Source organism: Pseudoalteromonas translucida KMM 520 (genome assembly GCF_001465295.1).
Taxonomy (GTDB): domain Bacteria; phylum Pseudomonadota; class Gammaproteobacteria; order Enterobacterales; family Alteromonadaceae; genus Pseudoalteromonas; species Pseudoalteromonas translucida.
This window is the reverse complement of sequence record NZ_CP011034.1, coordinates 1731100-1756192: the sequence shown is the minus strand read 5'-3', so window position 1 is coordinate 1756192 and position 25093 is coordinate 1731100. Positions and strand designations below refer to the sequence as shown.

Sequence of the window (25093 nt, the reverse complement as noted above, 5' to 3'; positions counted from 1 at the left end):
TTTAGTCCTTACATATCAATTTTCATGCCGCCAGAGTTGGTCTTTGTATATACATTCTTCTGGCCGTTTTGCATAACACTATCCTTACTATTATCTACTGTTGAATTCTTTGTTATTTCGCCAATTTTTATTTTCAACTGTTTATTTTTCTTTGATGCAATCACCGCAAACAATGTACTTCCTACAGTACATAGCCAAGCCAGCGTGACCCCAATGTCTGATTTTACAAATTCAATGAAAGTATCCATTTCTATCCTTGTTGATAAATGATGATGTTGATGAGAAAACTAACGCCGCGTTAAGCGGACAAAAATTGTGGGTTATAATGTGTAGCGAAGAGAAACGTAACCCACTGTTTTTGTTCCGTTTAAACGCCTTGCTATGTGTTTATTTAACCTAACTTTATACCAAACTTACCAAGTATCTCAATTCTAGCTTCCTTATACCTATCATCATTTATTTGGTAGTACTTGTCTGGATTGGAAACCATTGTAGATAAACTCATGTTAATTACTTGATTATCACTAGTGACGAACTTAGGGGTTTTGGGAATACAACTACGAAGTGCCAATATTTCCGCAAAAGCCATTTTATGCGATGGAAAATTTATATTCGTTTCATCTTCAGTTTGAATATTTTTCCTTAACCGCTCTAGCGTATCACCGTTCAGATAATTCTTAGTTAAGTAACCATCACTGATACAAAGTATTAATGTTATTGCCCCTACCTTTAACATTATACTGCTAGGCTCAATGAAAGTAGTTAGGTCGGTATCTAAATTATTTGTTTTAAATACATATAAGCTTGAAGGTAATTGGAATCCATGACCATTTTTGTATGAACGGCGCACGTATTCAAAATTATCATTAGCTATCACGCTCGAACAAATATTTCTCCAATCATCATCTTGTGTGGAAATGAGATCATAGTAAAACAAGCCATAATAAATCTTTGATAACCATGTAGTAATTATTGCGGTATCTGATTCGTCAGGGCCATACATCATTGCTATGCCACCCTCTTCATTCGTTATACTTTCATACAACAAATCAGGATCCTCAAGTAGCTCAAGCGCTCTGTTTTCAAAGTCACTTCCAAATCCACTATTACAAGTAGAATGGGCAGGTACTTTTACTCGACTATATTGAGTTTCTTTTTGCCCTGTTATTGTTTTTTCTTTAATACTTAGCTTTCCTAAAAGGCTATTAGGAATAATATGCTCTAGAGTTTTCTTTTCTTCAATTCTCTCGGCACAAAAGAAACATGTTCTTCTTAGATCTTCCATAATTTAATTAACACCAATACTCTGAGGAACACATAACAGCTTATTGAACACCATTTTGGTGGTTTATAACACACCAAAACGGCGTATATTACATACCCTGATAATTTCACCAATAATTACCTTTGTAAACAAGTAATTAAAACAGCTAGGAATTAAGCATGTTATTTTGCCCCAAAACGGCGTTTAATAATGTTATCGGACAAAATTAGGCTCCTACTCAAAGAAGTAGGAATAAATTTAACTTTTTCAGTGTCCGGTTTTCGCTCAAAGGAGACCCCGAAAAGTTGTTCATATAGCTATCTAGGTTAACGCTATCAAAAAAAGAAGTATATTACCGATAACTACCTTTAAAGCCCTAGAAACGGAAGTTTAATTTCGGAATATACCAATACAAGCTTACAAGCCGGAAGTTTACTTCCGTTTTGTACTTTAAGATTATAAGCCGGTGTCTAGTGAAAGCTGGGAAGTCCATTTTGCTTTTAGTCCAAGTCTAGATGAGTTTGGTAACAAAGACTTAAAATTCAAAGTTGTTAAAAAGCCACAACCGAGCTTAACTACAAATGTTCATGCTTTTATTGGTCGGAATGGAACATATTCAATATTAACTTAACTAATTCAATCACAATCTATGATAGGAATGTCTGACCAGCGGGTTGTGTAGTGGGGCGATAAAAAAGCCCTTTTCATGTTCCATGATTTTGTTAGCTTTTCACTACCTATAGATAAAGTTCCTACACCATAGCGTTTATTTATTACATCTAAGCATTCCATCATTTTAGGTTTATCCTCACTTACAGAGAACATATCGGCTTGTTGAAATAACTCACTTTCTAACTCTATTGCGCCAATACCGCAGCGATAAAAGCGCGTGTTAGCCTTAAAAATATCATCAATAACATCTGAAACAGCATTGGCTATAACACTGGTATCTGATGTAGGTATAGGAAAATCATAGAGCAAAGATTTCTTATAATACGCGTCTTCGTGTGGCGAGCTTGCAGCGAATATAACAAGTCGTTTTGCTAATGACTGTTGTTTTCTTAGCTTGCGGCCAACAATCGCTGCGTGTGTTACGAGGGCTGATTTTAATGTATTTAAATCACTTACTCTTTCCCCGAAACTTCTCGTTGAGTAGATTTCTTTTTTATTCTGTTTTACTTCATCCCAACTTAAACAGGCGATGCCGTTAAGCTCACTTACGGTCCTCTCAACAACAACGCTAAACATGTGTCGCATTGCTTTAGGGTTCTGGTTTGCTAAATCCCATGCACTTTTAATCCCCATGATCTTAAGTTTTCTACCGAGTCGAGAGCCAATACCCCAGACATCGGTAACATCCATACGCGTCAGGATTTCTTGGCGTGATATATCATCATTAATAACAGCAACTCCGTTATAACCAGAGAGTTTTTTTGCCGCATGGTTGGCAGCTTTAGCTAACGTAGGCGTAATGCCAAAGCCTACACCAACAGGCAATCCTGTTTCGCGCCATACCGCTCGCCGTATTGTGTGTCCGTAATCAGCCCAGTCATTGATGATTTTAGAAAAACCAGTAAAACGTAAAAATGACTCATCAATACTATAAACATAATGGTCATCACAAAAACGATTAATGACCGTCATCATTCTCTCACTCAAATCAGCATAGAGTTCATAATTTGAAGAGCGCACGACGACATTATGCTGCTCTAAATAGGGTCTAATTTTGAAGTAAGGTTCAAATTTCGGGATATTAAGCTTTCTAGCAATAGGGCATATTGCACAAATACACCCATCGTTATTTGTTAGAACAACAACGGGTTTAAAGCGAATGGATGGGTCAAACACCTTCTCCGCACTGGCATAAAATGCAACTGCATCTACGAGGGCAAACATCGATTCACTTCAGCTTTATTTCTGTGTAGGCGGATGCTCGCAGTAACGACACCTTCGAGCTTAAAGTCATCATCATTAGAGATATAAACAGACTTATAATCTTTAGAGGCAGAGATAAGTAAGCGTTGCGATTTATCTATGATTTTACAAACAAACGAACCGTTATAGCTTGCAACAATGACATCGCCGGTACTTACATCCTCAGCTCTATCAATGACTAATAAGTCACCATCGAATATTCCTACTTCTTGCATGGATTGCCCAGAAGCTATACCAATAAAAGTGGCATTCGGGTGTTTAATGATTAGTTCATCGATTGAAATACCTAGCTCTACATATTCTGCAGCAGGAGATTCAAAGCCGGTGATACCTGCTTCTATAAAAATTGGAATAACGAACATACACACCTCAAGCACTGTTTATATGTACAGTGTAATTTAAGATTCCAATTAAGCCAAGATTCTTTTTGTGAAGACGATATTTTTATTAAGGCTGATATAAACAGTCTTCATACCTAAACATTAAAAACCCTTTTTTAACAGTTAGGAAAACCTGCCTTCGTTTGTTAAAATTTGACGAAGGAATTATGAACTTACCCAAAGTTTATTTTAAATATGGAATAATTTACTAATGACTGTAGTTAAAAACACTATTGCATCTTTTCTAATACTTAGCGTTATTACTGGCTGTTCAGCCTCTAGACACGCCATCATTGCCGGTGACTCTGAATTAACAGATGCCCAAGTGTGTCGAAACTACCTTAATGATAAAGATATCCTCGCTAAAAGTTATACAGCCGAAAATACTGATGAAGCGAACTATATCTACGCGCTTAACAGAGAAGTTAAATATAGAACACTCACTCAATACAAATGTGAGATATTAGCTGCACAAGACAGAAAAGAAATCGCTCAAGGCGTTGTTGCTGCTGTTGTTGCGGTAGGTGTCGTCGTTTTAGCTGTTGCTGCGGCAGGAGCTGGCGTGTCAAATAACTATTCTTCTGGTTATGCATGGGACCAGTTTTATGATAGCAACTACAACTTAGTCTGGTGCTGTCGAGATAAGTCTACGGGCCAATTTGCATATAACAGCGCTTGCTCTGGGCAGTATCAAAATGACAATACATGGACTGGGAAGTAACTTTCCGATTAAACTTTATAAGCACAATATCTTAGTTCTACAATTAAAATTGTTAGTCGCCACAAATGAGAATTAGCTTATTAACTCAGTTATAGTATGTCGCATATTTAACCGAAATAGGTATCAAGAATCATAATGAAAGCATCCACAATTACACTGTTAGCAACACTTACTTTCTCTGCTGCCTCTTCAGGAAATCAAGAAATCGACTCATTTAGCAAAGCTAAACGACTTCTAGAAAAGCAGGTTTATAACAATCACCGCATTACACTTTATTGTGGTGCGACATTTGACGCTAGTAAAAAAGTAACCGCGCCGGAGGGCTTTTCTACAACAAAGTACGTCAAACGATCTAAAAAAATTGAATGGGAGCACGTTGTTCCAGCAGAAAACTTTGGTCGTACTTTTAGCGAATGGCGAGATGGGGACAAGCAATGTGTGAATAGTAAGGGGAAGTCATTTAAAGGTCGACGATGTGCCGAAAAAGTAAATACAGAATACCGTTTTATGCAAGCTGATATGTTTAACCTCTATCCGGCCATTGGTGCCGTGAATGCGCTGAGAAGTAATCATAACTTTACCATGCTTCCAGCGGCTCAAAGCGATTTTGGACGTTGCGCGATGAAAATCGACGACAGAAAAGCTGAGCCACCTGAAGTGGCTAGAGGGCAAATTGCGCGTACTTATTTGTATATGGAGAACACTTATAAACGATACAATATGAGTAAAGCGCAACGCCAACTAATGAATGCGTGGGATAAAATGTATCCTGTTGATGCTTGGGAGTGCACTAGAGCTGAGAAGATTTCCAAGCTACAAAAGAATCAAAATGATGTAGTTAAAAGCCGCTGTGAGAGTATAAGTCTATAACTATGTTGTCTTGTAGTGGCTGTATGCTCAAAAAAAGCTTTCAAGCTTGTACATATGTTTATAAGTATCTATATTAGAAACAACATTTAAAAGGAGTTTTTATGCGTCAAGAGATACATGAAGTAACTATTCAAGATATTGAAAACAATTTATTTCTCGTAACCGATGACCGTAGTTTAGCTAAAGCCCAAGCCCATGCGTTTTCTATACATTATCTCGGCTGATGACTTAATCTACTCACGCCATGTACGCTGGGAGCATATAAAAAAGCATGCTCAAAAGCTAGCAGCAAATATAGCGAAGGCTGGGCGCGGAAATAAACCTAAAAATACAGCGGCTCATCACATAGTGTCTTAGAATGATATGCGCGCTGCCCGTTTAAGGCTGAGGTTAGCGACGTTCGGTATCGATATTGACCATGAAGCAAATGGAGTCTACTTACCTCGGTTTCAAAAGCATGTTCCAATGGACATCCTCCCAGATGCTTATCCACATTCAAAAATTCATACAGGCAAATATTATTTTAATATTGAGTTTTTACTTAATGAACGATAGCAGAAGGCCTAGGTCGACAAGGTATTATCGAAACGTTAAAAGAGATAGGTGAAGAACTTGCCGATGGTACATTTCCAATTACTACATTATTGACTCAAGGTAATGCCTAATGCCAGACAAATTTAATAAAGTATACAGTGTCAGTGTCAGTGTCGAGCCTGATGAGTTTCTCTTACTTAATGAAACGGGGTTCGAACAAACTATTCAATTGACCGAGGGCCAGTTGTTAATGTTCGATGGTATGTAGTGGTCAATAAAATTTGGCCACAGTTTTAGAATCTTTGTATCTAATCTCAGATTCATTTGGTGCTAAACCTGCATTATAATGATGCGGCCTAACGTTGTTGTAATATCCGTTGATATAATCACTAACGCTATATTTAGCATCTATAAAATTTCCATATCCAACCTTTGGCATCCATTCCGTTTTAAAGCTTCTAAAAAATCGCTCCATTGGCGCATTATCCCAACAGTTTCCACGCCTACTCATGCTTTGCGTAATTTTATAGCGCCATAAACGTTGGCGAAATTTTAAGCTTGTATAATGACTACCTTGGTCTGAATGGAACATCAGTCCTGTCGGTTTTCCTCTGCTTTCATACGCGAGTTCAAGCGCTTTTAGCGTTAAATTAGTATCTGGCGACAACGACATTGCCCAACCAACGACTTTACGCGCAAATAAATCGATAACGACCGCTAAATAAGCCCAGCGATTGCCTGTCCAAAGATACGTCACATCACCACACCACACAGTATTCGGTTCAACAACATCAAACTGCCTATCTAGCAAATTTGGGATTTCAAGATGCTCATTACCACCACGTTTATATTGATGTTGTGGTACTTGGCAGCTCTCTAATTTTAGTTTAACCATCAGCTTAGCGGCACGATAACGGCTTAATTCAAAGTCATTATTCGTTGCTATTGTAGCGATTGTCCTTGCACCTGCCGAGCCTCCACTCATTCTATGTATGGCTTTAACCTCTGCTTCTAACCTTACTTGCTCAGGTGTAGGCGTTGTATCCCGTATAGCCCAATATTTATAGCTGCTGCGATGCACATTGAATACGTTGCATAACACGCTAATAGGGTAGCGCTCTCGTTGATTTAATTTCTCGATTAACGAGAATTGTTCAGGGAGTCGGACATCAAGAGAGCGGTAGCCTTTTTTAATATATCCTTTTCTAATTCAATGCGTTGGATTTGCTTTTTAAGTTCACGAATTTCAATCTGTTCGGGCGTCATTGGTGAAGCGGATGGTGCTTGGCCATTCCGTTCTTGCTTTAATTGAGTAACCCACTTACTTACAGTTGATTTACCAACACCCATAGCCTTGGCTGCATCTTCTTGCGTGTAACCTTGGTCGACTACAAGCTGAGCTGTTTCTAATTTGATTGCCGCAGAATATGTTGCACGTTTTAATTTCTTCATTTTTTCACCCAAATTTGTATGCTTATTAGCATAACATTTCTTTCTTAATGGGTGGCCAAAATCACTGTACTACTACACCCCTGTGAATATCCTGAATAATAGAGAGACTGCAATTGATCGAATGATTGAATTTTGTAACCGAACTTGCTTTGACTGTGATGAAGGTGAAAATGAATGTACGTGTGAAGAATTTAGGTATGGCGATGTTTTGGGTGTATTTAGTCCAGATATTGATCGTGAGTTTGACGTAGATTCCACGATGGTAGAAATAGGCTCAAGCTGGAAATAGCAACTACAAGGAGCCAGAAGTTAATTTTGGCTACTTAAATAAAAGCCTTCCACAACATTCACTCGTCCGCTGTCCATAATGCCAAGGTTAAAGATGTCGTTCCGGTAAGGGATTTGGGGAGAAGGTACCCTCACAGATTGTCCTAGAAAAAGCATCACGCATATTATCTAACTGTATTCTTAAAGTAATTCATTTAGGTGGTTTGGATGACTTTGAGAAAGAGCTCTACATATTGAAATCGTTATTTTAGTTTATGACTTGGCTTTGCTTGATTTTTAACCACCGGAAATGACCATATAGTTGGGTTTTTGTCGACCAGATTTGATTTGGTGGTATGGGTAGAGGTTAGCTGTATCGCTTAATAGAATACTTAATTTTGTTTATAGGGAGATGTAAGTGGGTTCCTCTGTTTCTTTAGATGTAGGCTCTTTGGAGTTCGATTATAGTAAGGGTGAGTATTTTAACAATCACTCAAAATTGTTTATGCAGTCTGATTATGGCGTGATAAACACACATATGTATGAAGATGAATTGCATGAAGAAACTGGCTTTTCACGCACGTTGGGGGAAGTAAAGTTAAGGTTAGATTTGTTAGGCTATAAACTTAAGGATATCCAAACTATTTATGAGAAGAGTATTTTAGATTTTTTTGAAGAGACATTTTTGGAGTTGGTCTCTTCTGAGGATTTTGTAAAAGTCGTATCAGCTATGAATATTGATGACTTAGAGCGCATTTCGGAAAACCCAGGTTCAACGTTTTATAACTATCTCTCTGAGGTTGTTTTTAAACAAAATGATTTTGAGAATGCAAAAGAGCCAATACTCGCAAACAGTGATGATTTTTTTATATTTTTAGACCGTCTTCATCCGTATGCATATATGCGACTGCTCGCTGAAAATCCAAAGAATCAACATGTGAAAGTTATGTGGAGAACGCAAGAAATAGTTGAAGGACGGTTGGTTACCAAAGATAAGCTTCATACTGGCGTTGATGACGAACATAAATTTTTGATCATAACGGAAGGGTCATCTGATTTATTTATTATTAAGCGAGCGATGACGCTCCTTAGGCCTGATGTTACTGACTTTTTTACCTATGTAGATATGAAAAAGCATTACCCATTTACTGGGACGGGTAGTTTGTATAAGTTTTTTCAAGGCTTGGCGAGTATTGGGATGCTAAACAAATGTCTTTTTATCTTTGATAACGATGCTGAAGGGGTTGAGAAGTATGAGAAGACGGCTGAGATTAAAGCGCCAAAAAATCTAAAGGTTATGAAGCTCCCAGACTTGGAAGAGTTTTCCCGTTTTGCGACTGAAGGGCCAACCGGTAGGCATTATGCGGATGTAAATGGTAAAGCGGTCGCTATTGAGTGTTTTCTAGATTTATCTTACAAGGTGAGCAAGGAACCTGTTGTCAGGTGGTCTTTATATAAGAGTGACATGAAAACGTATCACGGTGCCTTAGAAGAGAAAGAGCACTATACAAAACAGTTTAAGAAAGTTAAGTCGATTGATGATCGTTATGACTTCAGGAAACTCAATTTATTGATTGATCACATTGTTGATGTCTGTAAAAGTTGAGTTGTGAGCCATTGGGGGTCAAATTTTGAGTCCAGACATTATAGCTCCTGGCTGTCTGCTCATGGCACTCGGCGTACTTAGGCAAAGAGCGATAAGCTGGCGGTCGGACAAACTCTTTTTGAACAAAAGCGAGTTAGATCTATTGCTCTAAAACGTTGCTATCAGATTAGGAAAAGTATGTTAAAAATTTCGACATTTTTATAACAAAACTACTTCTGTCTCTATAAATTGGTCAGGAGTAGTAACTAACTCAGGTATATCTGTGCGACTATCTACAACGATGAAAATGTGACCACCTATTTCCGAAATATCACTAACTTCAACAGCAAATGCACTTGGCTAACTCAGAACAAGCTATGTAGTATAGGTTTAATTCTAATAAATTCGTAAGGACATCGATTTGAATAATAAAAAACTGAATTCTAATTTCTCCCCTAGAGAGTTTATGAAAAGTCGTCGTCCTGAGCGCTTTTCTGACTCAATAGTAAAGGAAGTTGGCAAACTTGACCGAACACTTTTGGAGTATCAATTCAATACGCTGAATCGCAGAAATATGGAACTTGCGTTTGAAGATTTTGCCAAGAAGTTATGTGAGAAAGTTATCTGTCCTAACCTACTTGAACAAACAGGCCCTGTAGCTGGAGGTGATGGAAAAGTTGATACTCAAACCTTCCCTGTATCAGAGCAAGCGAAGGCATTGTGGTACGTCGGTGTAAACGAAGCTTCAAACGAAGAAAGGTGGGCTTTTGCGGTTAGTACCCAGGAGGACTGGAAAGCTAAATGCCGAAAAGATGTACGAAAAATTAAGTCCACAAATCGAGGTTATGTAAAAGCATTTTGTGTAACCAATAGGTATGCGAAATCAAATCAACGAAGCCAGCTAGAAGATGAATTGTTTAAAGAGACTGGCATTGATGTAAGAATATTAGATGTTTCTTGGATACTCGATCAGGTTTTCAAGTACGGGTATGAACAGCTTGCAATTGACTCATTAGCCATTGACGTTAGCTGGCGAAGAGAAGTTAAGGTTGGCGTACAAGATTACGAAAAGCAAGCTCGCTTAAAAGAGCTGGAATTAATAATTAGGGATAAAGTTAACCCAAGTAAAATAAGCCCACATCAGCTGGATTGGTTACTTGAAATAGCAGTCACTTCAAAAGAGTTAGAACAACCTCAAATTGAGTGCCAAGGTCTTTTTGAACGAGCAGTTAATGCAGCTGAACGATTTGGTGGTTCTCATAAACAATTCAATGCTCATTACCAGTATGCATGGGCAGCATATTGGTGGTTTGAAGACTTTCATCTTTTCCAGAACCATCTCATCAAGTGTATTGAACTCGCAGAAAAAATTGAGACATCGGTTCAATGGAGAGATGTTCTTTCATTGTTGGGTGTGTTCATCGGATACAAACGACACAATCAGGAAGCAGAAAATCTAACCACAAATCCATTAATAACTAAGATCAAAACAGCTATTCAAGAACTTTCAGAACATGATGAACTGCCAAGCAATTCTTTGATGTGTAAGGTTCATCTGGAAATGCTCAAGCTTTATACAATAAATGACCTAGACGAAGCTTCGGATATATTTGCTGATTTACTTCATATTGTGGAAGCAGGTGAATTTCTGGTTGGTTTTCCATTTTCTGACTTGTATGAACTTTTCTCAGAAATTGACGGAGCATTTGGTGAAAATGAGCAATATGAAGAGCTACTGGACTACTTTACTGAACATACATCACGCCGAGATGGAGAACGCAAAGCTGCACAGCTCTGTTTAAAACGTGGCGCCAGAAGAATGGAATCTAACCAACCTTACCAAGCGATTAAATTAATTGGAAAGTCTTTAGCTAAGCTCCACAAGAATGAATCAAGGAAAGATCTTTATGCAGCCTTGAATGTATTGGCTGTCGCTTATGAAAGAGTTGGTTTACAGTGGGCTTCGCGAGCAAATTTACTATTGGCTGCATCTCTAGTTACTGATGATTTTTGGAAAAGTGGTGAACTAGTTGCAGCTCATACTCATAGCTATGCTAGACTCGCAAAAGTTGAGCTATTACTTGGACGAATTAGCTATGCTATTTCATTTTGGGAGTCAGCGCTCATCGCAGAATCAGGGATTGAAAAGGAGGTTATCTCTGAGAGTGAGCGTAATGCATTTGACGCCTTTCTTGCTCAGTGCTTAGCTAACTGTAACCCATCAGAACTAAGTCAGTTCACTCGATTGCCTGACCTTTTAGACAGGCTCAACTTATATTTTTCTCGCTCTATATTACTTTATGTATTGGGACATACAGAGCTTATTGAGCAAGAATATGAATTGAAAGTAGATCAGGACTATCTTGATACAGTAAAAGTGGTTCGAGACGCTGAATTCGGTGCAACAGTTCCAAAGTTGATTAATTGCCAAAGCAGGTATATTAGTTTAGAAAGCTCTGTGATGGGTTGTTCAATCAAGATTTCATTTCCTTTCAAAAGCCCGCTTGTAGAGCTTGCCGAGTCGATCCTTGCGGCTATTGAAGCTCTACTGTCTACTGGTATTGTTGAAAGGTTCATAGTGATTGAACCTGCAATGAACATCGAAATCACTGTTGATGATGAAGATGAAGTTTCTATTGAGCATGAAATTAATGGTGATGCTGGAACTTTACTAGCTGAGGTAACTTGCTCTTCGTTCTCCAGTCATAAGTTGAACACTTCTGCGCAAGGTGTAATTCAGGAATGGCTTTCTGAATTTTTGCTTGAAGTGTTCGCCTATATAATCCGAGTAGAGGATCTGGAGAGCACTTTCAAATCCATGATTGTAGAGGATAAGGCATTAGAGAGAGCGGTGCCATTTGGTGCTTGCTTTGTTGGGTTGCAAAATATTCTCGGTAATGACGCGGTTGAAAATATTAAGGGTCTGTTAGTCAAACCAGAGTTGGAAAATTATAAGTTTCATCGAGCTGAAGCCTGGGATTATAACATTCCAAAAGTCGATCAAAAGAGCAAACCTTTGGGTGAGATGAAAGTAGGTAAAGGTCAACCGCCGAAGGACATTATAAACGAAGAAAGGGTTTCCCATAAAAACACAAAAGTTCAGCATCTAATCAAACCTCGGCTATGGGATCGGGCTGGTTGGCGCGGTATGGGTTTTTTATTTGCCCCAGATGAAACACCTCATCTCATGTTAGCCTATGAGAATGATACTTCTGCTGAGTTGATTTGGAGTGATTTGGTACTAGCGTTGGGATGTGAAGATAAATGCAATCGCCTTCAAATTTCAATTATTAGAAAAATTGATAAAAAGAATCCTGCTCATTATAAAGTATGTCTCTTTGAAAACATGGAGTTTTCAAGTTCAACAATGGTTCAGGTTACGGCTCGAATCCAGATTATGACCCCACTCAATAATCACAACTTAGATCGGTTTCTAAAGCGATATGAAGATGTTGGCCGTTACGTAGTTGGTTATGGGGTCTTAAATAAAGATAAAGGTATTCAGCCTAGAGTTGGATCAGGTACTTCAGTGGTTAAAGACAACATAAAATTACTAGATGCTTGGGAAGTGTCTTTAAATAGTATGGAGTCTATGGCTATCAGTATTGATGATGATCCTATGATCCCCGATGGAATCGATACTCCTCCATTTTTGGAAATACTAAAACATCGAGGCGCATAACCTGTGTAGTATGAGACAAAAGCTAAATAAGCCCTACAATAAATGAATCTTTGCATAACTTCATCTGCTGGGCCTTATTGCGAACTGGTCACACTGATATGATCCAGTAATAGTTGACACTCAGTATCATTACTAAAATTTGGTCAATTAGCTCATCATTGTTAGCCACACGTCTTATCGCTGTGGCATCCAATGGGGCTAGTATCCCAGCCCGCTTTTCATAGCCTTTGGTGAAGTCCGCCTAGAGCGAAGAAAGGTCAGTCAATATTTATGATACATGAAGTCATTGTTTCTGTTCCTATACTTACTCATAAGTCTTGGCAAAACTCATTGTCAAGGTGGCATGTTACGCCTTATTTGTGTAGTCAACTTGGATCCGGTGGCAGCTAAATCAGAGCGAACAAGTTAGCAACCTTATTACTGGTGTTTACTCTGGTGCATTGATTAAATGTTACACTTCTAAAACGGAAGAAATGTCTGCTTTAAGAGATGAACTTTTATACCCTGAACTCGAAGACTTTGACGAGTGCCCGTACTGTGGGATAGGAGAGCCTACAACATTAGATCATTATTTACCAAAAGAAGAATTCCCCGAATTTTCTGTTCTATCAACAAATCTCATTCCTGTCTGTGGTGTATGCAATAGTAATTATAAAGGGCGCATTTGGATTAAAAATGGAAATCGATTATTCTTGCACACATACTACGATCAGTTTCCTGATGAATATTTATTAGAAGCATCTGTAACAGTTACAAATAAAGTGGTGATAAATTTCTCAACAATTTTTGTTGCCGCTGAACCTTATTTTTGTAATATATTTAATCATCATTTTGATAAGTTATGCTTGAATAAAAGATATAAGAGGAAAGCATCTGCTGAGATAATTCGAAAACGTAGAAGTTTAGAACGTGTATATCGCCGAAATAATTCAGCGAATGATATTTCTAATTTTCTAAGAGAAGAAGCGAACGGATTAGAAATTGATTATTCTAAAATCATTGGAAAACTGTTCTATATCGAGCTTTGTCAAACTCAGTAAGTTTCTGCGATGCTGGCTTCAGAAAACAAGTTATCACCTAGAGTATATAATAAAGTATTTAAACGAAACGAAGACTGTTGATTAAGCTCTGCTATAAAGAATATTATAGCCCGCAATGTTACTCCGCCCAATCATAGGCTTGCTGGTGTACACAAGGGAAAGGTAGTTTTGTTAAATACTGGCTACCTGTCACTACCTCATAAACTTTTAAAGGCACTTACTGAGAGGTACATATCTAAAGATACTAAATTTTTTCAGGATAATCAGAAATAGCACGGACTCAGTTATTAATTTCGCAATTGACCCGAGAGATATCCAAGCAGAAGTTTGTTCTATTAAGCCCATTTCATTAAATAGCATTTTAATATTCCTCGAATGTTATTAGTTACAATCTAATCTATTTTGATGAGCCTTTAAGTTCTTTGATTAATTTCAGCTTCTTCTCTGCATCTAATTTTGATATTTCAATTACTAGCTCTGCTGTTGCCTCATCTTCACAGAAAAAATAATTCAATGGAACATTTAGTTCATCAGCGATCTTTTTTAGGGTAGCTAAGTCAGGAATATGACGGCCTTTCTCATAGTGATTCATCCGACCACTCGCAGAGTTTTCATCCATGCCGATAAGTACCCCCAGCTGTTTTTGAGTAATACCTGATTTAGTGCGGGCTTGTTTGAGTTTAATTGGAATTGGATTTTGGAACACAAAAGTATCATTTTTCAGTCTCTAGTAGCTTAGATTGTCTAAGTTTTACAACGATTTGTACACTTAGGAATCCTAAGTTATGCTTGTGTGTATGCTCTTAATATCACTCTTAAATTCATAACTTAGTATTCCTAAGTTTTGCATTGTTCTATATACTTAGCAACCCTAAGTTTTCGTAAATATTGTAGTATAAGAAATGCCCCAAGTTATCAAATTAAACCAACACATTTATTCCCTTTTGCTCGAAAAAGAGTGCAATGGTTTCACAATTGTCGAGCTAAGGGATGAATTACTAACCGTAACTGATACATATCAAGATATAGATGAGGCACGTAAATTTATTTATAGACAAACGACAGCTCTTGAGCGGAAGGAGATCTTAATTTCAAAAGGAAGTGGCCGCAATAAAAAGTATTTTAAATCTGAGCTGTTTAATAAAGTTACCTTTGAGCCTAAACAGGTTGCAATTGAACAAGAAATATCTATTAGCTGTAATACTGATAATCAAGCATCACCGCTTGTAGAAACTTTATTAAATGAAAAGAATCAGTTTGAGGCTGAACTTGCAATTTTACTGGGGGAAGTTGATGAATATAAGGCTCTACAAAAGCGATTCCCTGACCACCTTAACTTGTTCTATTCTGCATTAGATGATGCTAAAAATAATTCAGCTAAGTTATTAGGAAAAGTTAACGCTTTAACTACTGTATTGTCTTCTTTGAACAATGGTGCCCAGCAATGCTGAGAAGTTGGCAAAAAGAATGTCTGGAGTTAGCAGTAAAGAAATACACGGCTACTGATAAGCACTTTCTATGTCAGGCTACTCCTGGCAGTGGTAAAACAATAATGGCAGCATCACTGGCAAAAACGTTATTTGATAAAAAAATGATAGATAGGGTTGTCTGTTTTTCACCATCGGTTGAGGTGGCTAATAATATTAGAAGAACATTTGGAAAAATAATTGGCTGTTCGTTTGATGGCTCATTTACGTCTATAGGTGTCTCTATGACTTATCAAAGTTTATGTTCAATTCCACAGAGTGCTTGGTTTGGGCTTAGTAAATATCGTACATTTTTTATTTTTGATGAAATACATCACTGCTCATTCTCGCAAGATAAATCTAAAATCAATACGTGGGGTGAGAGAGTGGTTTTCAACTTGCAGGATATTGCAACCTACACGCTTGCGCTATCGGGCACCCCTTGGCGATCAGATGCTCTTCCTATCGCTTTGCTAAACTATTCAGACCCCGAAGGTAAATTAATCTGCGATTATAAATACAGCTTTAGTCAGGCCATTGGGGATAATGTGTGTAGAGAACCAAAAATAGTTTTAGTTGACAGCAAAAGTATTTCGAATGGTCACGAAACCTACGGATCGATTGCTGAATTTCTTAAACAAACTCACTCAACGCACCAAGAAGTTCTTAATAACCACTCTGCACTTAAATATCTATTGAAATTAGCAGTATTAAAATTGTCGGAGATAAGAACTTCAAAATCGACTGCCGGAGGTCTAGTTGTTGCGTCTTCAGTAGCACACGCAGAAATGATTAACAAAATATTGATTGAAGAATTCAATCAAACGTCAACGATAGTCACATACTTACACGATAATTCAATAAAAAAGATCAACTCATTTAAGTCATCTTTTGAACAGTGGATTGTTAGTGTAGGCATGATCAGTGAAGGTACCGACATACCTAGACTACAAGTATGTTGTCATCTAAGCTCTATAAAAACAGAGTTGTACTTTAGGCAAGTTTTAGGGCGTATTGTTAGATCTGGCAAAAATAAAATTGAACTCGCCTGGTTATTCACATTTGCAGAAACAAGCTTAGTTGAGTTTGCTGAGCGCATTAATATTGATATACCAGATTGTTGCTCTTATGTTGATATGGAATGTAATACTCTTTCATTGTCAGATAAATCATTGAAACATTTAAAACCATATAAGAAAGGAAAAAATAGCAGCTTAAAAGTGAACTTTGATGTACTTAGTGAAGATTGTTTATCTTCAGGTAACTATCTGGTTAGCACTGGAGAGTTGCCTTATTGCTCTATGGATAGTTTACACATTAAGTCACTCAGAGCTAGAGTTGTTGAAGCATTTTTATAACTACTAATACGAGCTATATTCATACAGTAGCAGAGATAAAGTAGAGTATGATTAATAACATGTTAGATGACGCTGTATAGCCACAAAAGCGATAGGTGCGTAAATATGAAGAGTGATCTAACACAAAAATATCTTTGGTAGAGTCGAAATCGCGACCCATTTAGAGCTCGTACACCTCAACAATCCAATTTATTAATCATTCTCTCTTAATTCTCTGATTAGCTTAGGTGATAGAATACGTTCAATATTTAAAATGTTCGTTTGTGTTTTAATAGTTTTTACAATATCCAAAATCACGTTGGTATTGACTATAAGTTGCTGCTTCGACTCCCTTAGTTCATCTTTTAGACGTGCATTACTTGCAATTAAATTAGCTCTAGTTTGGCTATTACTACCAACTAATGATTCTCCCAAAACCCCTTTAACCTCTGCCTGCTGTTTAACAAGATATTCTTTTATTAAAGGCATTCTTTTTGTTAGCGTAGCTTTAGATTTAATGATGCCTCTACTACGTAATCTTTCAAATACTGATTTTTGTGAAATAGGGGATACATGATACCCATCAACAAGCATGTCCATAAGTATTTTCTCAACTTCTCGATCTAATTCTTTACCTTTCATATATAATCTCACAGATAGTTACTTAGTTAACGATTACGACGTTTAAATTAATGTCATTAAATCACAAAAAACAAACTCATGTGGAGCAGGGGATCTACGCAATAAGATTTAAGTCTTAAGCTTTCTTTGCTCAACCGCGAATAATTCCGATAGCATCTTTGGTTTTTTAAAGACGTCAAATGAAGCTAGATTCACCTTTGATTTCTCAGATTCTAAGATTGATGACTGACTGAGTTGATAGTCTAAATTACTTAGTCGACCTTTAAGTTCTTCTATAAGCTCAATTGCGGTATTTTCTTCTATATATTTTGAAATAATTAATTGATTTAAAACAGTTATTTGCTCGTGAATTTCACTTATTAGCGCTGTCATTTTATCAAACTCATCCTCTCTTCCAGTAATAATAAAGTAAGGGCAATAGCTGCCATCTTGGCACTTTGTGTTATAAGGGCATTCAAACGTTGTTAACTTTCTCATACAACTCCCAATATACAGTGGATATAGATCTGAGTGAGTCGAAATAATGTCTTTTTTAACCACATCAGTAACGTCCATATCTTCAAATTCAGAAAAGATATCAGATGACGTTTTATCAATAATATCCTCTATAAAGTCTGTTCTATCTTGTTTAGTTGTATATGTATGCAAGGTTTGGTTAAAGGCATTGTTAGGTTGCAACTTAGTTGTCAAAGATATTTGGGATGTATCTTTAACTTTTTGCAAAGCATTATTAAGGCTACCACTTGATTTGGTAACTGATGAATTTTGTGAACATGAACTAGGTTTACTGTGAGTGATTAACTGATTCGAACGCGCTTTTTCTTGTATAGCTAGATGTTGATAGTAAGCATTTTGACGTATATCGGTTCGACCCATAAACATAGCCTGAAGATGATCAGCAACGCCTGCAATAGCAAAGAAAGTATTAATAGCGTGTCTTGGGAAATGAGTATTTAGGTATGTTGTTTGACCCAATTCATCAATCAGTTTGTACTTAGAAAAAATAGAATTACTGCTATTGGTATTACCACTACCTAAAAAGGACATCATATTATTAATTGAAACGAGCTGTGGAATTGGTTTTGTATACCCCGTTTTACTTAATTTATTACTCCCTAGTGGAACGATAAATAACATATCTTCATACTTAACTTCATAATTTATATTGTTTCTATGATCGATCATTCTAAAGATAAAATCTGAAGATATAGTCGAGTCAGCTTGAAGGGACAAATTCAAATATTTATCTATATCCTCTAAAGTATAATGTATAGTTTTATTTTTTCCTTTAATTTCTACCCGAATCGGGTTGATATCAAACTTCTTTAATTTTGCTTTAGCGTATTCCCTCATAGACGACCATCCTTTTGCTAAAGCTGTCTTCGATGTGCTCTCGTAAATGTCTCGTACAACATCATCTAAATTAATTAAACTTAATTTAGATGATGTTGTACATTTAAAATCATATTTCTTTGGAAGGAGTGTTTTGAAATTATTTTCACGTACATATATAACTTGCTCTCTGAGACTACAGCTCATAGCCAAGGTGTCGTGGAATATACTCTCTACGATACCTATGGCCAAAGGTTCAACCCAATGGGTTCTCTCACCAGCTCCTTTTTCTCCGTAATACTGAATACCAATATAGTATGTTGGTAGCTTACGGTCCCTGAGTAACTTTATGATATCTGGATCCTCAACCTTCAGTTTCTTCAATGCATCACGCCTCAACGAATAAACTTCACCAAAACGCATACCCGTGACAATGAGAAGAAGTACCATATTTAACATGATTTTTTCACTGTCTGAACGAACGAGAATTCGTAGCGCAATAATATTTAAGAATGTATGAATCGATAGGTTTCGCTTGTCATCTTGATCGCCGAAGCACTCTGCAAATTCTGCTAATACTCCAGATTTAGCTTTATCTTTTCTCACACGTTCAGTGGTATTTCGCGGTGGGGCAGTAACATTTATTTTGAGCTCTAATGGAGCACTCGTTATCTGGAAATGATTTAACCATTGAACCACTGTGTTCATTTGAGTATAGTCATCTGCGGCATTAGATTGATTTTTTCGTATCCGTACTAAAATATCAACCGTTTCCTGAATCACTTCACTGGTAATGTTGGTCGCAAACGGTGGGATATTATTTTGTAGCATTCGAATATAAATACGCTTGAGCAACAATTGTCTTGTCTTTAAAGTGGAACAAGATAGCTTGTTAGAAGACTTTGACATCAGATTCACAATATAAGCTTTCATAAATACAATGTATTCATTTTCAACCAAGATTGTGGGTGAAGAAAAATACTCTCCCTGTTTCAGGATGCCTTTGAAATAGGCTAGGTTTATGCAATCATATGCGATATTCTCCCTTTTGCGGTTAATAAGGAAACCTGTTTGTGACGCATTAAATAACCATCTATTGTCCTCCCACTTTAATTTTGCCTCTTTAGCAAGGACTGATTCGAAATAAGCTTTGCTCTGACTTATTAACAGTTGAAGGTTTTCTTGTTGTAAAGTCATAAGAGTCCACCAGAAATTCTATTAATAACCATTTGAACTTCGTGTTTGGTGCAGGTCACTGTATCGATCAATGGATTTACATGATTCCCTGATATTTGGGAGACTTCAATCTGATTAATAAGTTCGTTAGTAATGATATTTAAAACTTCCTTGTGTTTTTCCAAATCAGTAAATGGACGAAAGTAAAAACAACCGTAACAGGAACGCACTTTGGATAAGTGACATTGCTCCTGCTTACGTTCACAACCTCCTACTTTTAGTACGAGTTTACTGCCTAAGACTCCATTAACTACTTTGCCAGACCAGTCATTCTCTTCAACAGAATAGCCTGACATCATCAAGCCAATCATTTTCAGCCAAATAGGGTTACTGCCAAGCGCTTTATGTTTTAATAGCGCTAATTCAGGTGTCGCCGAAATATAGTGCTTCGCAGCGACTATGCTAGTATGCCCAAGGATATGGGCAATTTCCTCAGCACTAGCGCCTCGCATTGCCATTGAATGTCCGATATTATGGCGAAAATCGTATATAGTTATACGAGGAGGAAACACTTTATTTTTTGCTAAATCGGCCTTAAACTCGTCAGATTGAATAAACTTTAATGCTTCGTTTAATAATCTATGTAATTCAGGCGATAAGTCGCTAGTTACGGAGACAAAAAGTTGGTCACCTTCACCGATAGCATTTCTCGTTTTATATTCATCTACTAACCGACCTACCTCATATGGAATTGCTACACGGGATAAGTCGCCTGTTATTTTTTGCTGCTTAGCTATCGGCATTAAAATTTCATACCTAGCAAGACCAGATGATTTATTATGTGAAACCATTAACACCGAAGATCCATGCAACATAGAAAACTGTGATGAACGCATCCCTGTGGAATAACATAACCCTAAAATTACTAAGCATTTCAATTCGTTATTGGATAATGATACAAGCCCCTCTTTGGTACTAAACTCCGCTAATCTTCTGACTATGAGGTATTTTAAATGAGACGGCATGATATTCTCAATATCTTCATATTTCAAAAAATTATTGACTTGCGCGGGCGTTTTTAAAAAGTTCAATTTTTGATAATGATTGATTTCAAACCCTGGAAATCCGATACGAAAAAGTGACCTAATGACCGATTTTACTACGTAGTGCGCCTGTACATCTGCATTATTACACATAGCCTCTTTTTCTAAATTATTTAAACTAGCATTGTCATTTAGCTCACTTGAACTTAAAAACCTTCTGACACAATGAAACAATGTATCTGTCAAAGGTGCCGAATGCTCATAGGCATATTTGATTGTCACGTACTTAAGCAATTTATTAAGGTATATACATCCAATGTTGAATATATAAACGTGCTTTACACCCAAACGTTTAAACTCCCAACGTTCACCTGTGGTATGAACAAATTTTTGGTCAAATTTTGAATTGGAGGGTATCTTCATTATTAAGGGGATATTAAGCAGTTTAATAAATGCTTTTTGCTCATCATGGAGTAGGGGGGGCAGAGGGCCCACAGACATTCTATGAGATACATTAGTCATTTTCATCAACCTCTATTTTCTGTGAATTAGTATCATAGGTTAATACCGACAATAATGTTTTATTTGCCTGCTCATGAATAAATCGTTTTGCATATCGATGAGGCATACATGAATTAGGTGCCCATCCACCTAATACTCGAAGAGAATCTATCGCGTCTTCCATAATGCCTTTTATGCTAACGATACCATCATGAGTAAATCGTGACTCATTCATTGAAAATTGCACTCTTAACTGATTATAAGCCCAAGTATGCCTGAGCCAATGCGGGCTCACGTTACCATGAATTGATTCACTGTATTGCGGATCAAAATGATGTTTAAAATTCTTCTTAAATGACTCAGAGTATCTTGCAAATTCAGTTGCCACAGTGCTATATGAAAGTGGCTGATATGGTGTTTTGTGTGAAACGAATATGTAATCATGCTCACATTTCAATGGCCTAAATATATCAATGTATGTTTTGATGTAACGGAAGTGCTTGCTACTGATATCGAGCATTCTGATCGATGATTCGCTTTTTAAACCTGGTTTGTATAAACGGACATCTTCTACTTCATCAACTTCATCTTCTATGTTACGAACGAGCATTAACACTTTAGTTTCATCACTGCGATAATGTTTAAATGAAAGCCTATGAAGTAGCAAAACTTCTCCTACTCGTAAGCCGTATACACTCATTAACACCATTATTAGATAGTTTCGAAGTTGAATATCATATGAGGTCATAGGATTAAGCGGGTTGGGGGTTATAACTTCGTAGTGGTTAATTTGGTTGTTTCTTAGTGAAATTTTATCTGGAACAAAAATAGCCGTATAGTCATTAAATTGTTCTTTAGTCAAACTACGAATTTGTTGTTGCTTGCAGCTGCTTTTTGTAAATATATTGCATTTTTTCTTTATTCCATCGAGTTGTATTAAAACCAACTGTTGAATATTTGAAATATCAGGCAAAGGCAAATTACTGTAGTAAGTAGTTATGTAGGTTTTGTTCAAAAAATTAATGAATCGACAAATTGAAGCTACTCGGCCTGAGGCTGTTCTCATATTTACAGAATTATTCTCAGTTAGCTGTACTATGTTATTGAATTCACGACCACTTAATAGCCACTCCAAGAAGGGTTCAATTTCCTGAACTAACATCAAAATATCTTGATACTCACTAATGTAAAAAGAATAGTCGAGAGTCACTCTATGCTTTGCGTACCAAAACTCATAAAAAGCTTTCACAGATTCAAGTTCGTACTTCTGATAGTTTAGTGATTTTATAATTAGTTGTGATTCTGTATATCTTAACGCTAAAAGCACAGGCAATGTTGTTAGACGATCCAGCAAACAATAATACCTATTGCTACAGTTAATTACTTTGTACATGTTACCAGCGGCTTAGAAGAATCATACATATGTGTATAAACTTAGACTCAAAGATTATGAAGCACAAGAAAATAGAGGAAATAAGTAGTCATATGATTTTGTGGGAATTGTTTATATTGAACTAAGCTATATGTATTAAATAGGAATCATATTGTTTTTAACATAATATAAATTATAGGTAGTCATGTGTGGTTAAATAAGGATATATATAACACTCCTTATCACGCACCTAATGTCCAATACTAGACGGTATCGGACATAATGAAGGTTTTTATCTAAGGTTAGATATTCTCAGCTTAACCTTTAAATTCAATTAATGCTCTTTAATATTATTTAATGCATGGAATTTTATATTTCAGGTTTTCATTTAAATATAAGTTACTCAATACTGAGTAAGCGCTCGGCCGTGCATTCGTTAGTAATAAGCCCACTAATCATTTTAGATCTTAGCGCACCTAAAATGGCTAACACTTTTTCTTCTCCGGCAGCTATAGCAAAAATTTGTTTTCCAGAATTAATTTTTAATGGCGTACTTGCTACTCGTTGATTAACATTACAATCTAATAACTTACCGTTTTTATCAAACACCCAACTTATCATTTCCCCAACAGCACCTTGTTGTTGTAACTCTTGGAGTTCGTCAAGGCTAACAAAACCGTCTTTATGAAGTGGCGAATTTAATCCTAAATTACCTACGCCTACAAATGTAACATCTGCATTAGTGGCCAACTTTAAATTGCTAGCAACGTTTTGCTGTGAATGCAGTAGCTGCTTTTCCTCAATGGTGCGTGGCAAAACTGGTAATGGCATTGGGTAATGTTTGGCATTTATATGCTCGGCCATTCTAACTACTACATCGTATGGCGATGCCGATCCGTCTAATGCCATATTGCCTAACATGGCTACTATTTTATGTTGTTGGCAATCTTGTGTTCGCAGTTCATCTACGCACGCACGTAAAACTCGCCCGGTTCCCATTGCAATTACTTTTGGTTGTGGTGATTTTAAATGGCGTTCTATTTCAGCCGCACCAGCTTGTGCCAAACCCAATGTAGATGAAGGCTCTGATGGATCACTAGGCACTACATCACAAGAGATCAAACCAAAACGCGTTTTAATTTGTTCAGCCAAATCCATACATTTAGCAATAGGATGATCGAGCCTTACTTTTATTAATCCTTGGCTAACAGATAGCGCTACCATTCTTTGTGCCGACTGGCGTGAGGTATTAAGTTTTTTAGCTATTTCTTCTTGAGTTTTACCTGCAACATAATACAACCACCCTGCTCTTGCTGCATCATCGAGTTTTCTAATTTCTGTATTAGATAGCTTGGCCACTGAAACCTCTTAAAATCAAAATAAATAGACTATTAAAATTAATTAACAGCAAAATATTTTTGTTAATTGAACGAATTATTTAATTGTTATTAGCCCTCTAAATATACCATTCATTGAATAAAAGTGTCGAATTTTCATGTTATTGCACTAATAGAAATTAAATTAACGCTATATCTTGCACACTGCATATTGTTCCATTACGGATAAGTCGATGTGTAGTGGTCAATAAAATTTGGTAACAGCTATAAAAATTATAAAAACGTAAATGCGACCTGTAATGCACCTTTATTTTGCGCGGGGTTCCACATAGCTGTTGCCGATATAGGAAAATTATACTCTAATATTTGTAAGCTCTTGGAGTAAGTAAAACCTAAGTTAACTATATTGGCGTTATCGTCATAAAAGTTTTGCTGATCTAAAAAAGAAAAAGCACCACCAATAAATACAGATACTTGCTCATCTAATTCATTACCCTTCCACACGGGCATGCTAGCTTCAAGATAGTTAGTGTAAGCTTGTTTATATTTTCCTGAACTTTCATCTAAATAGGTATCTATGCCTTGAACTATTACAGAGTAGTAAAGTGATAATGGCATTTCGCCTGCAAAGGTATAACCAAGACCGATATCAATAAAGTTTCCAGTTTTATCTGGATCGCTGGAATAGTTAAAAATATCTACATTGTTAATTGATGAATGGTTACCATGATTTACAATTTCAATGAACAGCTGCTTTGAAAATTTATAAGAAGCAAAATAAGTAAACTCCTGATACTCTCCATCAAAAGATGACCCACCCCATAAACCTAGGGTTGTTTTATTATCCTGCGTTTTATAAGTTAATTCACCTGCAACCATTGGACCTGGCGTTACAATTGAGCCATGCCATAAATGATTTGTTTTAAATTCTAACCCTAAATTAAAATCATTGCTGTGCACCTGGCTACTATAAGTTGCTATTGCGGCCGCGAGTGTTAATACATGTTTGGTTTTCATAAATATGCTTCTTTTGTTGTATAAGTTCCTGTGTTTGGCTCTAAATGTACAGTACCAACCCACCGCTTGAGCATAAGCCCTTTGCGTGGTCACAATCCCAGCAAGAACTCTGTGCGTCAACATTTTTAATAACAAAAAGT

At 36.8% G+C, this 25093-nt stretch carries 22 protein-coding genes; 10 read left to right on the top strand and 12 right to left on the bottom strand.

Going from position 1 to position 25093, the window contains the following annotated elements; all coding sequences use genetic code 11:
- Positions 1–8: 8 nt before the first annotated feature.
- From PTRA_RS08265 to PTRA_RS08250, 4 genes are all read right to left on the bottom strand, one after another.
- On the bottom strand, positions 9–248 hold the full coding sequence (locus tag PTRA_RS08265; RefSeq protein WP_058373409.1) for a hypothetical protein: 240 nt from the start codon (positions 246–248) through the stop codon (positions 9–11).
- A gap of 143 nt (positions 249–391) precedes the next feature.
- On the bottom strand, positions 392–1285 hold the full coding sequence (locus PTRA_RS08260) for a hypothetical protein (RefSeq protein WP_058373408.1): 894 nt from the start codon (positions 1283–1285) through the stop codon (positions 392–394).
- A 615-nt stretch (positions 1286–1900) separates the two neighbouring features.
- Positions 1901–3160, bottom strand: a complete 1260-nt coding sequence (locus PTRA_RS08255) for a Y-family DNA polymerase (RefSeq protein WP_058373407.1) — start codon at positions 3158–3160, stop codon at positions 1901–1903.
- Positions 3145–3561 (bottom strand): LexA family protein, encoded by a 417-nt coding sequence (locus tag PTRA_RS08250; protein WP_058373406.1) that lies wholly within the window; start codon positions 3559–3561, stop codon positions 3145–3147. The genes PTRA_RS08255 and PTRA_RS08250 overlap by 16 nt, the downstream gene beginning before the upstream one ends.
- A 229-nt stretch (positions 3562–3790) precedes the next feature.
- Between PTRA_RS08250 and PTRA_RS08245 the strand changes: the two genes are divergently transcribed.
- From PTRA_RS08245 to PTRA_RS19250, 4 genes are all read left to right on the top strand, one after another.
- On the top strand, positions 3791–4300 hold the full coding sequence (locus PTRA_RS08245) for a hypothetical protein (protein ID WP_058373405.1): 510 nt from the start codon (positions 3791–3793) through the stop codon (positions 4298–4300).
- 135 nt (positions 4301–4435) lie between these two features.
- A complete protein-coding gene (locus tag PTRA_RS08240; RefSeq protein WP_058373404.1) occupies positions 4436–5170 on the top strand; it encodes an endonuclease in 735 nt (244 codons plus the stop codon).
- Between the two features lie 101 nt (positions 5171–5271).
- Positions 5272–5394, top strand: a complete 123-nt coding sequence (locus tag PTRA_RS19335) for a hypothetical protein (protein ID WP_257720822.1) — start codon at positions 5272–5274, stop codon at positions 5392–5394.
- Positions 5395–5533: 139 nt separating this feature from the next.
- Positions 5534–5725 (top strand): AHH domain-containing protein, encoded by a 192-nt coding sequence (locus tag PTRA_RS19250; RefSeq protein WP_237113441.1) that lies wholly within the window; start codon positions 5534–5536, stop codon positions 5723–5725.
- 250 nt (positions 5726–5975) lie between these two features.
- Here PTRA_RS19250 and PTRA_RS08235 read toward each other — a convergent pair.
- A protein-coding gene (locus PTRA_RS08235; RefSeq protein WP_470381980.1) for an IS3 family transposase occupies positions 5976–7156 on the bottom strand; the annotation gives its coding sequence in 2 pieces (ribosomal slippage) (positions 5976–6913 and positions 6913–7156; 1182 coding nt in all).
- Between the two features lie 121 nt (positions 7157–7277).
- On the opposite strand from PTRA_RS08235, the gene PTRA_RS19085 reads away from it, so the two are divergent.
- The 4 genes from PTRA_RS19085 to PTRA_RS08215 all read left to right on the top strand — a co-directional run bounded on the left by PTRA_RS19085 (position 7278) and on the right by PTRA_RS08215 (position 13730).
- Positions 7278–7445: a hypothetical protein gene (locus PTRA_RS19085; protein WP_157756045.1), complete on the top strand. Its 168-nt coding sequence runs from the start codon at positions 7278–7280 to the stop codon at positions 7443–7445.
- 396 nt (positions 7446–7841) lie between these two features.
- Positions 7842–9029 (top strand): HEPN/Toprim-associated domain-containing protein, encoded by a 1188-nt coding sequence (locus PTRA_RS08225; RefSeq protein WP_058373403.1) that lies wholly within the window; start codon positions 7842–7844, stop codon positions 9027–9029.
- Positions 9030–9429: 400 nt separating this feature from the next.
- Entirely contained in the window at positions 9430–12690 is a 3261-nt protein-coding gene (locus PTRA_RS08220) for a hypothetical protein (RefSeq protein WP_058373402.1), read from the top strand.
- Between the two features lie 473 nt (positions 12691–13163).
- Positions 13164–13730: a hypothetical protein gene (locus PTRA_RS08215; RefSeq protein ID WP_058373401.1), complete on the top strand. Its 567-nt coding sequence runs from the start codon at positions 13164–13166 to the stop codon at positions 13728–13730.
- Between the two features lie 397 nt (positions 13731–14127).
- On the opposite strand, the gene PTRA_RS08210 is transcribed toward PTRA_RS08215, so the two are convergent.
- A complete protein-coding gene (locus PTRA_RS08210) occupies positions 14128–14436 on the bottom strand; it encodes a helix-turn-helix domain-containing protein (RefSeq protein ID WP_058373400.1) in 309 nt (102 codons plus the stop codon).
- A gap of 196 nt (positions 14437–14632) precedes the next feature.
- Between PTRA_RS08210 and PTRA_RS08205 the strand changes: the two genes are divergently transcribed.
- Complete coding sequence (locus PTRA_RS08205) at positions 14633–15181, top strand: hypothetical protein (RefSeq protein WP_058373399.1); 549 nt, start codon at positions 14633–14635, stop codon at positions 15179–15181.
- Positions 15175–16554 carry a DEAD/DEAH box helicase gene (locus tag PTRA_RS08200; RefSeq protein WP_058373398.1) on the top strand — a complete coding sequence of 460 codons (1380 nt, stop codon included), beginning with the start codon at positions 15175–15177 and terminating at the stop codon, positions 16552–16554. The genes PTRA_RS08205 and PTRA_RS08200 overlap by 7 nt, the downstream gene beginning before the upstream one ends.
- A gap of 192 nt (positions 16555–16746) precedes the next feature.
- Here the strand turns inward: PTRA_RS08200 and PTRA_RS08195 are convergent, their stop codons facing one another.
- From PTRA_RS08195 to PTRA_RS08170, 6 genes are all read right to left on the bottom strand, one after another.
- Positions 16747–17175 (bottom strand): hypothetical protein, encoded by a 429-nt coding sequence (locus PTRA_RS08195; protein ID WP_058373397.1) that lies wholly within the window; start codon positions 17173–17175, stop codon positions 16747–16749.
- Positions 17176–17283: 108 nt separating this feature from the next.
- Complete coding sequence (locus tag PTRA_RS08190; protein WP_058373396.1) at positions 17284–19704, bottom strand: hypothetical protein; 2421 nt, start codon at positions 19702–19704, stop codon at positions 17284–17286.
- Positions 19701–21248: a site-specific integrase gene (locus PTRA_RS08185; RefSeq protein ID WP_058373395.1), complete on the bottom strand. Its 1548-nt coding sequence runs from the start codon at positions 21246–21248 to the stop codon at positions 19701–19703. The genes PTRA_RS08190 and PTRA_RS08185 overlap by 4 nt, the downstream gene beginning before the upstream one ends.
- Complete coding sequence (locus tag PTRA_RS08180; RefSeq protein ID WP_058373394.1) at positions 21241–22581, bottom strand: tyrosine-type recombinase/integrase; 1341 nt, start codon at positions 22579–22581, stop codon at positions 21241–21243. The genes PTRA_RS08185 and PTRA_RS08180 overlap by 8 nt, the downstream gene beginning before the upstream one ends.
- A gap of 417 nt (positions 22582–22998) precedes the next feature.
- Entirely contained in the window at positions 22999–23958 is a 960-nt protein-coding gene (locus tag PTRA_RS08175; RefSeq protein ID WP_058373393.1) for a sugar-binding transcriptional regulator, read from the bottom strand.
- Positions 23959–24209: 251 nt separating this feature from the next.
- Positions 24210–24953, bottom strand: coding sequence for a hypothetical protein (locus tag PTRA_RS08170; RefSeq protein WP_058373392.1), 744 nt, complete (start codon positions 24951–24953; stop codon positions 24210–24212).
- Positions 24954–25093: the final 140 nt, after the last annotated feature.

Coding starts and splice junctions, on each gene's coding strand:
- PTRA_RS08265 (WP_058373409.1), bottom strand. CDS start 248: ATGGATACTTTCATTGAATTTGTAAAATCAGACATTGGGGTCACGCTG.
- PTRA_RS08260 (WP_058373408.1), bottom strand. CDS start 1,285: ATGGAAGATCTAAGAAGAACATGTTTCTTTTGTGCCGAGAGAATTGAA.
- PTRA_RS08255 (WP_058373407.1), bottom strand. CDS start 3,160: ATGTTTGCCCTCGTAGATGCAGTTGCATTTTATGCCAGTGCGGAGAAG.
- PTRA_RS08250 (WP_058373406.1), bottom strand. CDS start 3,561: ATGTTCGTTATTCCAATTTTTATAGAAGCAGGTATCACCGGCTTTGAA.
- PTRA_RS08245 (WP_058373405.1), top strand. CDS start 3,791: ATGACTGTAGTTAAAAACACTATTGCATCTTTTCTAATACTTAGCGTT.
- PTRA_RS08240 (WP_058373404.1), top strand. CDS start 4,436: ATGAAAGCATCCACAATTACACTGTTAGCAACACTTACTTTCTCTGCT.
- PTRA_RS19335 (WP_257720822.1), top strand. CDS start 5,272: ATGCGTCAAGAGATACATGAAGTAACTATTCAAGATATTGAAAACAAT.
- PTRA_RS19250 (WP_237113441.1), top strand. CDS start 5,534: ATGCGCGCTGCCCGTTTAAGGCTGAGGTTAGCGACGTTCGGTATCGAT.
- PTRA_RS19085 (WP_157756045.1), top strand. CDS start 7,278: ATGATTGAATTTTGTAACCGAACTTGCTTTGACTGTGATGAAGGTGAA.
- PTRA_RS08215 (WP_058373401.1), top strand. CDS start 13,164: ATGTCTGCTTTAAGAGATGAACTTTTATACCCTGAACTCGAAGACTTT.
- PTRA_RS08205 (WP_058373399.1), top strand. CDS start 14,633: ATGCCCCAAGTTATCAAATTAAACCAACACATTTATTCCCTTTTGCTC.
- PTRA_RS08200 (WP_058373398.1), top strand. CDS start 15,175: ATGCTGAGAAGTTGGCAAAAAGAATGTCTGGAGTTAGCAGTAAAGAAA.
- PTRA_RS08195 (WP_058373397.1), bottom strand. CDS start 17,175: ATGAAAGGTAAAGAATTAGATCGAGAAGTTGAGAAAATACTTATGGAC.
- PTRA_RS08190 (WP_058373396.1), bottom strand. CDS start 19,704: ATGACTTTACAACAAGAAAACCTTCAACTGTTAATAAGTCAGAGCAAA.
- PTRA_RS08185 (WP_058373395.1), bottom strand. CDS start 21,248: ATGACTAATGTATCTCATAGAATGTCTGTGGGCCCTCTGCCCCCCCTA.
- PTRA_RS08170 (WP_058373392.1), bottom strand. CDS start 24,953: ATGAAAACCAAACATGTATTAACACTCGCGGCCGCAATAGCAACTTAT.